Source organism: Schaalia sp., from assembly GCF_050312375.1.
GTDB classification, from domain to species: Bacteria; Actinomycetota; Actinomycetes; order Actinomycetales; family Actinomycetaceae; genus Pauljensenia; species Pauljensenia hyovaginalis.
In genome coordinates, this window is sequence record NZ_JBNOYB010000102.1 from 26,268 (window position 1) to 38,109 (window position 11,842).

Genomic DNA, 11,842 nt, shown 5'->3' on the forward strand with positions numbered 1-11,842 from the left:
AGAAAGCGGGGCCAAGCCTGCGCGCGGGGCCCTTCTCAGCCGCCTTCGTCTTGGTGTGAAACAATCAGCCCATGACAACGCAGTCGAACCCCCATGCCGCACTCGCGCCGCTTCCCGAACCCCTCGCCGCCCTCGCCGAAGGGGTTGAACTCCTCGATCCGATGGATGCTCCCCCGATCCGCTGGGGCATCCTCGGCGCCGGCTGGATCGGCTCCGTCTTCGCCGAGGACGTCGCCGCCTACTCCTCGGGCACGATGGCGGGCGTGGCCGCACGCGACCCCGAACGCGCGAGGGCCTTCGCCGCCGACTTCGGAGTCGAACGCGCCTACGACTCCTACGAGGAACTCCTCGCCGACGACGACATCGACGCCGTCTACATCGCGGCGATCCACCCCGCTCACGCCGAGTTAGCGACCCTCGCCCTCGAAGCCGGAAAACCGATCCTCGTCGAGAAGTGCTTCACGATGGACGCCGCGAGCGCGAAGGCCGTCCTCGACCTGGCCGCGCGCAAGAACCTCTTCTGCATGGAGGCCATGTGGACGCGCCATCTGCCCCACCAGAAGGTCCTGTCGCAGATCGTCGCGAACGGCCGTCTCGGCGCGGTGGCGACCGTCCACGCCGACCACGGCCAAAAGCTCGAGCACGTCCGCCGCATGTGGGACCCCGAGCTCGGCGGCGGCGCCCTCATGGATCTCGGCGTCTACTCGATGTCCTTCGTCCAGCAGATCCTGCCCGAAGCGCGCCTGGTCGGTGCGACCGCGAAGCTCACGGAGCACGGCGTCGACGTGCAGTCGGCGGCGCTGCTCACGACGGACAGCGCCGTTGCGACTGCGAGCTCGAATTTCAACGGCCGCTCGGCGACCTACGGCGAGGTCGTCTTCGAACACGGCGCGATCGAAATGGCCGACCAGTTCTACCGGCCGACGTCGCTGCGCCTGCGCACCTTCGGCGAGGGCAAGCCGGTCAACGGCGAGCTCGTCGAATGGGACGGCACGGTTCCCGGCGGCTTCCAGTACCAGGCCGCTGAGGTGGCGCGCTGCCTTGCGGCCGGTCGGCTCGAGTCTGAAACGATGCCCTGGGCGGACACTCTGCGGGTGATGGAACTCCTCGACGAGGTGCGAGCCGCAACGGGCATCGTCTACCCCTGGGAGCGCTGACCGGCTTCCCAAGGGCTTCGTCCGGTGCGCTGAGTCACGAGGCCGCAGCGCCCCGCGCGCCTCTCAGGAGGCTCGCCGTCCACACGAGCGTCGTGTAGAGGATCTCGACAGGCTCGCCCGGCGCGTGCCCGAGGTGCTCGTAGAGGTACCAGCGCAGGTTGGCCTGCATGCGCTCACGTCCCGCGCGGTCCTGGCGCAGGTAGGAGGATCGGGTGGTGCCCAGCTCGAGAAGGCCCTCGGGCGTCATGCGATCCGTCCAGGGGACGAGGGCGAGGCGGGGCGTTTCGAAGGCTTCTCCGAAGGCCGGCGGGTTCTCGGGCCGGTGGACGTCCCCCGAGCGCATGATCCGAGTCAACCGGTGGACCCAGGGGATGGATACGTCCATCTGGTTCCACACGGCCGCGAGGATGCCTCCGGGACGGAGGATGCGGGCGGCTTCCGCACCGGCGGCCTCGGCGTCGACCCAGTGCCAGGACTGCGCGTAGACGACGAGGTCGAGGGACTGACTGGAAAGGCCGGTCGCCTCGGCGCTCGCCTCGTGGATCCGGATCCGCGCGGGCGCACCGTCGATCGCCCCGCGCATTTGCGCGCGCATCGGGGCCGAGGGCTCGACCGCTTCGACGTCGAATCCGCGCTCGGCGAGGAGGAGGCTCATCTTGCCCGTGCCCGCGCCGATGTCGGCGGCGCGCATGGGCGGGCAGGCGCGTCCTTCGGTCCTCGCGAGGAGCGCGTCGAGGGCGGCCGCCGGGTATGCGGGGCGCACCGCGGCGTACTTCGGCGCCGCGATGTCGAAGGGGTTGTCCGGACGCTCCTCAGGCACCCGCCGATCCTATCGGAGGGCGCCCGAGCGATCACGAGGCGCACGACGCCCTCAGGTGAGGACGATCGCGTCGGCGAGCTCGCGCGGACGGTCGTCGGCGAGCCGCGCGAGGTCCTGCGCCTCCCAGCGGTCCCACCAGGGGCGGTAGCTCTCGCCGTCCCGTTCGAGCGCACGCGCGCGCCGCAGCGCGCCGCCTCCGACGGCCTCGACCCAGATCGCAAGATCCGCGAGGGGGCGCGTTTCAGGGGTGATCACCCCGCAGCCCTCGAGGATGGTCGGCGTCCCGGGGGCGACCTCGACCGGGGGGAGCTCCCGCGAAAGCCCCCAGTCCCAGGGCCGGTACGCGCCCGAACGCCCCGCGCGCAGGGCCCGAAGGAGCCGGGCCGTCATCGGCTGAGCGGCGCGCAGCCCGTCCCATCCGGGGAACCAGAGGTCCGGGCCGAGGACTCGCCACCCTCCCCCGATCCGTTCCTGAAGCGACTCGGCGAGCCCGGCCGCCAAGCTCGACTTGCCAGATCCGGACAGTCCATCGATGAGGACGAGCGGCGTCGCGGACACCGGGGCTGAAAGCGCGTCGAGCATGAGGGCGAGGAGCGGCTCGGGGATCGCCTCCCCCGGAGCCCAGGAGGCCTCGAGGCCGGCTCCGGGCGCCCAGCGGGAATCCGGCCCGCTCACACGAGCCCCTCGAAATGCCCGGTCCGGATCGCGACGCCGAGGGCGATGGCGGGAACGGCGGTCGAGGCGAGGAGCATCGCGAAGTCGGCGACGCCCAGTCGGGATTCGCGCGCCCAGGTCCTCGGCCAGGGCGCCCCGAAGCCCCGCGCCTCCATCGTGAGGGAGAGCTTCGCCGAGCGCCGCAGGGCGAAGACGAGGAGTGCGAAGGAGCCGCGCGCCGCGGACACGATCCTCCGCGCATCGCCGATCCCCCGGGTCCTTCGCGCCTGCTCGAGCGCCTTCCAATCGGCCACCATGAGGCCGCTCATCCGCGCGGCCGCGAGGCTCGCGAGGACGGGGCGGGCGGGCAGATGGAGGACCTGGGCGAAGCCGTCGGCCATGTCGGTCGGGTCGATCCGCGATAGAAGGAGGATCGCGGGCATTCCGAGCGCGAGGACGCGCAGGAGGATGCCGGCTGCGAGCATCTCCGAGCGTTCCGAGATGATCGCGGGCCCGAAGGACCAGAAGATCCTCGAGTCCTCGGCTTTGGCGTAGAGGAGCATGGAGAGGGAGGCGAGGGGCGCGGCCACGAGGATCGGCGCCATCCGCAGGGCGAGCGTCTTCGGGTTCATGCGCGAGGCGGCGACGAAGGCGAGTTCGAGGACGAGGGCGGTCCCCGCGGACACGACGTCGATCGAGGCCAGCAGAGGCGTCGTCATGAGGATCAGGGCGAGGACCTGGGTGACCGGGTTGACCGCGTCGAGGATCGAGCGCCTGATCGGGCTCATTCCTCGGGCCGCGCCGAGGATCGGTGCTGAAGAGGCGCCCGGTCCCTTTTCGGAGCCCGTTCCCTTCTCGGAATGCGCGGCCGTGTCGGACCGCTCCGGCATCGGGGGCCGAGCAGGTGACGCCTCCGGATCTAAGCGGCGCACCGGTTCGCCGAGCGCGTCGAAGTCGATCACCCGGTCCCCCATGGCCTCGACGAATGCCGGGTCGTGGGTGATCGAGACGAGCGTCGTGCCGCGCTCACAGGCGCTTCGGAGCAGGCGCACGAGCTCGATCCAGGTGCGCCTGTCCTGACCGAAGGTCGGTTCGTCGAGGATGAGGAGTTCGGGTGCCGAGATGAGTGCGGTGGCGACGGAGAGCCTGCGCTTCTCCCCTCCCGACAGGGTCATGGGGTTGGCCCCGGCGAGGCTTTCCAGTCCGAGGGCCGCGAGGTGCTCGTCGACGAGGGCGTCGAGGGCCTCGCCCTCGATCCCCGACTGCCTCGGACCGATCTCGAGCTCGGCGCGGACGCTGCGGGCGACGAACTGGTACTCGGGCTCCTGGAAGACCATGGAGATGCGTCCGAGCAGCTCGGCGGACTTCCAGTCGTGCGGGTCGCTCGATCCGCCGGGAATGCTCGCGGTCGGCGATGCCGCGATCGTGCCGCCGAGGGCCGGGAGGAGTCCGGCGAGGGTGAGGGCGAGCGTCGTCTTGCCCGCCCCGTTCGCCCCGAGGATGCACGTCGAGACGCCGCGGGGGATGTCGAGGTCGATGCCGGTCCGCACCGGGTGCTCCGCGCCGTAGCCGATCGACAGGTCCCGGGCGATGAGGATCGGTGCGCTTGAGGGCTCGTGTGCGGGGAGGGCGTCCGCCTCAGGAGGCCAGGAAGGCGATTCACCTTCGGAGGCGCGAACGCCCGCGAGAGCTTCGGCCGCCACCCGGTCCCCCGGGAGCCAGATGCCGCGCTCGCGCAGCTCGGCTCCCCGGGACTCGAGGATCTCAGCGGCCGGTCCGTCCGCTGCGACACGGCCGTCGAGGATCACGATGATCCGGTCGACGAGGCCGGCCCACACGTCGACCCGGTGCTCGATGACGACGAGCGTGGCCCCCGAGGCCTCCAGGACCCTGCCGACCGCGCCGCGCACGCCCGCGACGCCCTTCGGATCGAGGTTCGCCGTCGGCTCATCCAGCAGGAGGAGCCCCGGCTCCATCGCGAGCACGGAGGCGAGGGCGAGCCTCTGCTTCTGCCCGCCCGAAAGGTGCGAGGTCGAATGCGAAAGAGCCACATCCAGACCGACGCGGGACAGTGCGGAGTCGACACGCGGCCAGATCCCCTCGCGCGGAACGGCGAGGTTCTCCATGCCGAAGGCAACGTCGTCGCCGACGCGGGCAAGGACGACCTGCGCCTCCGGATCCTGCATGACGAGGCCGATCCGACCGCGCTGTTCCTCCGGCGCCCGCCCGTCGATCAGCAGGGAACCGGCCCGTTCGCCCTCGTCCTCGTCCCCGAGGAGCCCGGCGAGCCCGGCCATGAGGGTCGACTTGCCCGAGCCGGAGGGGCCGAGGACGAGGACCCGCTCACCGGGCGCGATCTCGAGGTCCACGTCGGCCAGGGCCCAGGCCTTGCGGCCCCCGTGCCGCCACCCCCACGAGTGCAGCGACACGGAGGCGGGCCCGAGGCGCGGCTCGGGGGGCGCGCCGTGGAGGAGGGACGGAGCTGTCGGCTCGGCCATCGGGATCCTCAGACCCTTTCGCGGACCTCGCGGCCCGCGGCGAAGCGGTCGAGGGCGCCCGCCTTCGCGAGCCCCTTGACGAGGGCGTGGGCGAGCATGCCCGCGAGGACGGCGCCGGAGATCATGAGGCAGACGAGGTAGGTGACGTTGAAGACCGCGCCCTTCTCGAGGTTCCCGGAGGTGAAGAGTTCGAGGATCCAGGCGCCGAGGCCCGCGCCCGCCCCCGACAGGGAGGCGACGAGGAGGTCGAAACGGCGGTAGAGGAAGAGGGCGAGGACGATCTCGACGCCGAGTCCCTGCGCGATGCCGGAGTAGATGGTCGGGATTCCCCACTGGGAGCCGAGGGCGGCCGACACGGAAGCGGCGAGGACCTCGACGAAGAGGGCGGCGCCGGGCTTGCGGATGATGAGGCCGCCGATGGTGCCGCCGATGAGCCAGATGCCCGTGACGAGTCCACCGATGCCCGGCGTCACCGCTTCGAAGAGCGAGTATCCGAGTCCGCCGATCTGGTTCCACACGAGGAAGACGAGGCCGCAGGCGACGCCGAGGATCGCGGCGGTCACCATGTCGACGACGCGCCAGCCGAGGCGCGGACGGGTTGCGGTTGCAGTGGTCATGAAGGGGATTCACCTCTCTATCGGTCACGTGCGAATGCCGACGAGCAGGCAGCCTCCCTACGCCGGTATGAGCCGGTTCAGGTTCGACGGTCGAGGACTTCGAGTCCTCCTCTCAACCCGGTCGTTCCGGGTTCCCGTGGCATCGACCACAGACTAGCGCTCCCGGGCCCCCTTGGCGAAACGGGGATCGGCCTCGGCCCTGGCGAGCATCCGATGACGATGGACGAGGGCGGCCGCGACGATGAAGACGATCCAGATGAGGGAGGTGAGCAGGCCCGCCCTCGTATCCGGGAACAGGGCGAGGACGACGAGCATCGCCGCCATGAAGACGAGGACGGTCCACGCCGCGAGCGCGCCGCCGGGCGCTGTGAAGGTGGAGGCTTCGTGGAGTTCGGGGCGGCGTTTCAAGAAGAGGAGGTAGGAGACGACGATGACGACCCATACGCCCATGAAGAGGGTCGCCGACATGGAGGTGACGAGGGTGAACGCCGCGGAGATCGAATCGCCGGAGGCCATGAGGATGATCGCGGACAGCAGGAGTACGCAGGAGAGGAACAGCGCGTTGCGGGGCACGTGCCGCTTGGACAGGCGGGAGAAGACCTTCGGCGCGTCCCCGCGGTTGGCGAGGCCGAAGAGCATGCGCGAGGTCGAGTAGATCCCCGAGTTCGCCGAAGAGGCGGCCGAGGTGAGGACGACGAGGTTCACGATGGTCGCCGCGGCGCCGAGGCCGGTCATGGAGAACATGGTGACGAAGGGCGAGCGCTCGGGATCGACCTGGTCCCAGGGGGTCACCATCATGATGGCGGCGAGGGCTGCGACGTAGAAGAGCATGATGCGCACGGGGATCGAGTTGATCGCCTTGGGGAGGGTCTTCTCGGGGTCCGCGGTCTCGGCGACGGTCGTGCCGACGAGTTCGATGCCGACGAAGGCGAAGAGGGCGATCTGGAATCCGCCGAGGAATCCTGTGAATCCGGTCGGGAAGAAGCCTCCGTGGCTCCACAGGTTGGCGACTGCCGCCGCGGAGCCCTGGTCGTCGACGGTGCCGAGGGCGACCATCGCGATTCCGACGGCGACGAGGGCGAGGATCGCGATGATCTTGACGAGGGCGAACCAGAACTCGGTCTCCCCGAAGGCCTTGACGGTCATCGCGTTGAGGGAGAAGAGGAGGAGCGTCATCGCGAGGATCGGGATCCACGCGGGGGTGTTCGGCCACCAGAAGCGCACGTAGCCGGTGATGGCGACCATGTCGGCGACTCCGGTGACCACCCAGCACATCCAGTAGGTCCATCCGGTGACGAATCCGGCCCAGGGCCCGATGAGGTCGCGGGCGATGTCGGCGAAAGTCGTGTAGCGCTCGTCGGAGAGGAGGAGTTCGCCCATCGTCCTCATGAAGAGGAAGAGGACGGCGCCGATGATGACGTAGACGAGGAGGACCGAAGGGCCCGAGGTCGCGATCGTCTTGCCGGATCCCATGAACAGGCCCGTGCCGATCGCCCCGCCTATGGCGATGAGCTGGACGTGGCGGTTCGTCAGATTGCGCTTCAGGGAGCGTTCGGGGGTCGGGTCGAGGGTTTCCTGGTCGGGCATCGGGCTCCAATCGCCGTCGGCTCAAGAGTGCGGCGGCGTTCATTCTCGGTTGCGCGGGGCAGTAGGCAACGCTACTCCAGCCGCCGCGCATCGGGCCCGCCAGTTCAGGCGATGAGGATGCGGAAGCGCATGGCGGAGCGGATAGTGAGAAGCCTGATATGCAGGATCACCGAAATTGATTGAGGATACCCTTATGAATGATTCGGACGTCCGCACCTCGACGGCGAGGGTCTCGACCGACAAGCCGGCGCGCTACGGCAAGCAGCTCGCCTCGCACATGGGCCGGAGGATCCCCGCGGTCTGGGACGAAGGATCCTGCCTGGGCGAACTGCGTTTCACCCGGGACGGCATCGAGTCCGGCACTTGCGCCCTCTCCTGCGAGGAGGACGCCCTCATCCTCGAACTGCGCGCCCCCTCGGATGAGGAACTGGAACGGATCGAGGCCGTCGTCGGCGTTCACCTCGCCCGCTTCGGCGCGAAGGATTCTCTGAGCGTCGCATGGGTGCGCGCCGACGGCGCGAAGGGCGCGACCCTGGGCCCGTTCTCGCCCGAGGAGGTCGCCGAGCACAATCGACTCAGGCGGGAATCCCGCGCGGCCCGCCATCACGACGACGAGGGCTGAGCATCCGGCGGGACGCCTCTGGGACCGCCCCGAGAGGCCCCTGGTTCAGCGAGCGGCCTTCGCCTCGAAGAAGCGCTCGAGGGCTCCGAGGACGTCCTCCCACATCCCGGCCTCGTCCTCCCACGCCTGCCGGGCGACGTCCTCGTCATCGGATACCGAGGACAGGCCCGACTCCTCGACGTGGACGACGACCTCCCCGCCCTCGTCGGACAGGGAGACCTCCACGCGGGTCGCGTACTCCTCGGGAAGCTCATCACTGGCCAGGGGGTACCAGCGGAAGGCCACAAGATCCATCGGATCCTCATCGGCCTTGGCCACGAGCCATTCGCCCGCATCCGGGTCGAGGACCCGGTAGACGCCGTCCTCATCCAGGGTGACCTCGTGGTCGTCGAGGGGGCCGTCGTTCATCCACCATCCCGGTTCGGCGACCACCGCCCACACGTCTTCGATCGGCGCGCGAAGGGCGCGTTCGACCTCGACCCGGTCGAAATCCTCTTCCGGCTGCTTTGAGTCATTGTCGAAGAAGTCCATACGACAACGGTAGCCGCCGAAACCTCCTCGCGTCGGGGATCAACACGACGAGGCGGATCGAATGCGCCCGCCCGGGCCGACGCGGCCCGCTCGGGCCCGAGGTCCCGGGGCCCGAGGTCCCGAAGCCGATGCGAATCCGGCGCATAGGGTGACGAACCGACTCAGAACCGTGATCCACACCACGACGCGCGAAGGAGAAGCGCATGCGCATCGCCATCCCCCGCGAGCCCGAAGGACACGCCCTCGTTGCGGCGACTCCGCAGACCGCAGCACTTTTGATCCGGCTTGGCCACGAGGTCGCGATCGAAGAAGGAGCGGGAGCGCGGGCCTCCTTCCCCGACGACGCCTACGCCGAGCAGGGCGCCTCGATCGTCCCGGAGTCCGAAGTGTGGAACGCCGACATGGTGCTGTGCGTGGATGCGCCGAGCGAGGAGCGCATCGCCTCCATGCATCCCGGTGCGATCCTCGTATCGAGGCTCGCGCCGATGCGGGACCCGGGCCTGGCCGAACGCATCGCCCCGACCGGCATCACCGCCCTCGCCATCGATGCGGTCCCCCGGATTTCGCGCGCGCAGGCGATGGACGTCCTGTCCTCCCAGGCGAATGTCGCAGGCTACCGGGCGGTCATCGAAGCGGCCTCCCGCTTCGGGAGGGTCTTCACCGGTCAGGTCACGGCCGCGGGCAAGATGCCCCCGGCCCGCGTGTACGTCATCGGAGCGGGCGTCGCGGGACTCGCCGCGATCGGGACGGCGAACTCGATGGGCGCCCGGGTGTACGCCTCCGATGTGCGTCCTGAAGTGGGCGAGCAGGTCGAATCGATGGGCGCGTCCTTCGTTCCCGTGCCGAGCCTCCAGGAGGGGTCGAGCGACGGCTACGCGAAGGAGATGGACGCGGACGCCGCGGCCCTCGCCAGGGCCCTCTACGCCGAAGAGGCGGCGAAGTCCGACATCGTCATCACGACCGCGAACATCCCCGGACGCCGCTCGCCGATCCTCCTCGACGAGGCCGCGGTCGCCGCCATGGCGCCCGGGTCCGTCATCGTGGACATGGCCGCGGCGAACGGCGGGAACTGCGCGCTCACAGTCCCCGGCGAGGCGATCACCACCGGGAACGGGGTGACGATCATCGGCTATGCGGACCTCGCCGAGCGCCTGCCCGCACAGGCGTCCCAGCTCTACGGGCGCAACCTCGCGAACCTGCTCGCACTGCTCACGCCCGCAAAGGACGGGCGGATCGACCTCGATATGAACGATGAGGTGATCCGCGGGATCACCGTCGTCGCCGAGGGGGCGATCATGTGGCCGCCGCCGCCCATCGCCGTGTCCGCGGCCCCGGCCGCGCAGGACCCGGCTCCCGAAGCGTCCGAGGAGGAGCTCGCCGCCCGCGCCCGCGCGAAGGCCCGAGCACGACGCAAGTCGGCGATCGCCCGGGGAATCGGCCTCGGCCTGGCCGCCCTGGCCTTCGCCGCCCTCGTCCTCGCCACCCCGCCCGCGGCGACCGGGCACTACATCGTCCTGATCCTCGCGGTGATCCTCGGCTTCTACGTCATCTCGAATGTCACGCCCGCGCTGCACACCCCCTTGATGTCGGTGACGAACGCGATCTCAGGGATCATCCTCATCGGCGCGATCTCGCAGATCGGGGACCCGCATCCGCTGATCGCAGGCGCGAGCTTCATCGCGATCGTCCTGGCCTGCGTGAATATCTTCGGCGGTTTCACCGTCACCCACCGCATGCTCGCGATGTTCAGGAAGTGAGCCGACAGATGCCCGCAATGACCCTCATGCCGCCCGCGGAAGCTCTCCCCGTCGAGATCCCCGCCCTCGCCCAACCGGTGACCCTCGCCTACATCGCCGCCTCGATCCTGTTCATCGTCGCCTGCTCCGGATTGTCGAAGCACGAGACCGCCCTCGCCGGCAACATCGCCGGAGCCGTCGGCATGGCGATCGCCTGCGCGGCCGCGATCCTCCTCGTCCTGCGCTCCGATCCGGCGCACGGGGCCCTGGTCACCGGCCTGCTCATCGCCCTGGCGATCGGCCTGGGCGGAGTAATCGGGATCTGGCGGGCCCTCAGGGTCGCGATGACCGGGATGCCTCAGCTCATCGCGATCTTCAACGGACTCGTCGGACTGGCGGCCGTCGTCGTCGGGTACAACTCCTACATCGCCCCCGAGGCCTCGGCCGCAGCCCTCGGCGGCTTCCACTTCGGCGAGGTCTTCGTGTCCGTGTTCGTCGGCGCGGTGACCTTCACCGGATCGATCGTCGCGGGACTCAAGCTCAACGGGACGATCCCGGGCCGCCCGATCCTGCTCCCCGCGCGCAATCAGCTCAATCTCGCGGCCCTGCTCGTCTGCCTCGCCCTCGGCGTCTTCTTCGTCATGCGTTCGGACCATTCGGCGCCCGCCTGGATCGCCCTGCTCGCCATGACGCTCATCGGCCTCGCCCTCGGCGTCCACCTCGTCATCGCGATCGGCGGCGGCGACATGCCCGTCGTCGTGTCGATCATGAATTCCTACTCCGGCTGGGCGTCGGCCTTCACGGGCTTCCTCGTGAGCAACGACCTGCTCATCATCACGGGTGCGATCGTCGGCTCCTCCGGCGCCTACCTCTCCTACCTCATGTGCGAGGCGATGAATCGCTCCTTCCTCAACGTGCTGCTCGGCGGTTTCGGCACGGACGCATCGACGACGCAGGCGGCGCAGGCCTCACCCGAGGGCGAGATCCACGAGCTCGACGCCGAGGCCGTGGCCGACCTCCTCCTCGAAGCGAAGAAGGTCGTCATCACGCCCGGTTACGGCATGGCGGTCGCGCAGGCGCAGTACCCGGTGGCCGCCCTCGTCGAGGACCTCGTCGACCGGGGAGTGGAGGTGGTCTTCGCGATCCACCCGGTCGCGGGCCGCCTGCCCGGGCACATGAACGTCCTCCTCGCCGAGGCGAAGGTCCCCTACGACATCGTCCTCGAAATGGACGAGGTCAACGACTCCTTCTCCGAGGTCGACGCCGTCCTCGTCATCGGCGCGAACGACACGGTGAATCCCGCTGCGGAAGAGCCGGGTTCGCCGATCGCGGGCATGCCGGTCCTGAAGGTCTGGGAGGCCCAGAGGGTCGTCGTCTTCAAGCGCTCGATGGCGACCGGCTACGCGGGCGTGCAGAATCCGCTGTTCTTCAAGCCGAACACCTCGATGCTCTTCGGCGATGCGAAGGACACGGTCGAGGCGATCGATCGGGCGGTGGAGATCAAACGCCCCCGGACCCGCGCATGACCTTTCCGCCTCGGCGTGCGGCGCGTCCTGCGTGATCGCCGAGGGCGGTGCCGCTCATCCCCTTCCCGATGCGATGCAGTCGAGCGCCGACACC

The 11,842-nt window shown here is 69.6% G+C and carries 10 protein-coding genes and 1 riboswitch; of the genes, 4 read left to right on the forward strand and 6 right to left on the reverse strand.

The window, feature by feature from the left end:
* The first annotated feature begins 71 nt into the window (after window positions 1-71).
* Window positions 72-1,157: a Gfo/Idh/MocA family protein gene (locus ACQY7V_RS07820; RefSeq protein WP_235361996.1), complete on the forward strand. Its 1,086-nt coding sequence runs from the start codon at window positions 72-74 to the stop codon at window positions 1,155-1,157.
* 34 nt (window positions 1,158-1,191) lie between these two features.
* Here ACQY7V_RS07820 and ACQY7V_RS07825 read toward each other — a convergent pair whose 3' ends face one another.
* From ACQY7V_RS07825 to ACQY7V_RS07845, 5 genes are all read right to left on the reverse strand, one after another.
* Window positions 1,192-1,977, reverse strand: a complete 786-nt coding sequence (locus tag ACQY7V_RS07825; RefSeq protein ID WP_428639672.1) for a class I SAM-dependent methyltransferase — start codon at window positions 1,975-1,977, stop codon at window positions 1,192-1,194.
* Window positions 1,978-2,028: 51 nt separating this feature from the next.
* A complete protein-coding gene (locus ACQY7V_RS07830) occupies window positions 2,029-2,652 on the reverse strand; it encodes an AAA family ATPase (protein ID WP_303772563.1) in 624 nt (207 codons plus the stop codon).
* Window positions 2,649-5,129 (reverse strand): ATP-binding cassette domain-containing protein, encoded by a 2,481-nt coding sequence (locus ACQY7V_RS07835; RefSeq protein WP_428639674.1) that lies wholly within the window; start codon window positions 5,127-5,129, stop codon window positions 2,649-2,651. The genes ACQY7V_RS07830 and ACQY7V_RS07835 overlap by 4 nt, the downstream gene beginning before the upstream one ends.
* An 8-nt stretch (window positions 5,130-5,137) precedes the next feature.
* Window positions 5,138-5,746, reverse strand: coding sequence for an ECF transporter S component (locus ACQY7V_RS07840; protein ID WP_235362000.1), 609 nt, complete (start codon window positions 5,744-5,746; stop codon window positions 5,138-5,140).
* 37 nt (window positions 5,747-5,783) lie between these two features.
* A riboswitch (TPP riboswitch) is annotated at window positions 5,784-5,894 on the reverse strand.
* A gap of 5 nt (window positions 5,895-5,899) precedes the next feature.
* Window positions 5,900-7,333, reverse strand: a complete 1,434-nt coding sequence (locus ACQY7V_RS07845) for an amino acid permease (protein WP_428639676.1) — start codon at window positions 7,331-7,333, stop codon at window positions 5,900-5,902.
* Between the two features lie 193 nt (window positions 7,334-7,526).
* On the opposite strand from ACQY7V_RS07845, the gene ACQY7V_RS07850 reads away from it, so the two are divergent.
* Window positions 7,527-7,955 carry a DUF2218 domain-containing protein gene (locus ACQY7V_RS07850; protein WP_184451210.1) on the forward strand — a complete coding sequence of 143 codons (429 nt, stop codon included), beginning with the start codon at window positions 7,527-7,529 and terminating at the stop codon, window positions 7,953-7,955.
* A gap of 45 nt (window positions 7,956-8,000) precedes the next feature.
* Here ACQY7V_RS07850 and ACQY7V_RS07855 read toward each other — a convergent pair whose 3' ends face one another.
* Entirely contained in the window at window positions 8,001-8,486 is a 486-nt protein-coding gene (locus ACQY7V_RS07855; RefSeq protein ID WP_428639678.1) for an SRPBCC family protein, read from the reverse strand.
* Between the two features lie 203 nt (window positions 8,487-8,689).
* On the opposite strand from ACQY7V_RS07855, the gene ACQY7V_RS07860 reads away from it, so the two are divergent.
* Together ACQY7V_RS07860 and ACQY7V_RS07865 are read left to right on the forward strand one after the other, a co-directional pair.
* Window positions 8,690-10,243: a Re/Si-specific NAD(P)(+) transhydrogenase subunit alpha gene (locus ACQY7V_RS07860; protein ID WP_428639679.1), complete on the forward strand. Its 1,554-nt coding sequence runs from the start codon at window positions 8,690-8,692 to the stop codon at window positions 10,241-10,243.
* Window positions 10,244-10,269: 26 nt separating this feature from the next.
* The gene (locus ACQY7V_RS07865; RefSeq protein WP_428639681.1) at window positions 10,270-11,748 is read left to right on the forward strand and encodes an NAD(P)(+) transhydrogenase (Re/Si-specific) subunit beta; all 1,479 of its coding nucleotides are present in this window, start codon (window positions 10,270-10,272) and stop codon (window positions 11,746-11,748) included.
* Window positions 11,749-11,842: the final 94 nt, after the last annotated feature.

Coding starts and splice junctions, on each gene's coding strand:
- ACQY7V_RS07820 (WP_235361996.1), top strand. CDS start 72: ATGACAACGCAGTCGAACCCCCATGCCGCACTCGCGCCGCTTCCCGAA.
- ACQY7V_RS07835 (WP_428639674.1), bottom strand. CDS start 5,129: ATGGCCGAGCCGACAGCTCCGTCCCTCCTCCACGGCGCGCCCCCCGAG.
- ACQY7V_RS07840 (WP_235362000.1), bottom strand. CDS start 5,746: ATGACCACTGCAACCGCAACCCGTCCGCGCCTCGGCTGGCGCGTCGTC.
- ACQY7V_RS07845 (WP_428639676.1), bottom strand. CDS start 7,333: ATGCCCGACCAGGAAACCCTCGACCCGACCCCCGAACGCTCCCTGAAG.
- ACQY7V_RS07850 (WP_184451210.1), top strand. CDS start 7,527: ATGAATGATTCGGACGTCCGCACCTCGACGGCGAGGGTCTCGACCGAC.
- ACQY7V_RS07855 (WP_428639678.1), bottom strand. CDS start 8,486: ATGGACTTCTTCGACAATGACTCAAAGCAGCCGGAAGAGGATTTCGAC.
- ACQY7V_RS07860 (WP_428639679.1), top strand. CDS start 8,690: ATGCGCATCGCCATCCCCCGCGAGCCCGAAGGACACGCCCTCGTTGCG.
- ACQY7V_RS07865 (WP_428639681.1), top strand. CDS start 10,270: ATGCCGCCCGCGGAAGCTCTCCCCGTCGAGATCCCCGCCCTCGCCCAA.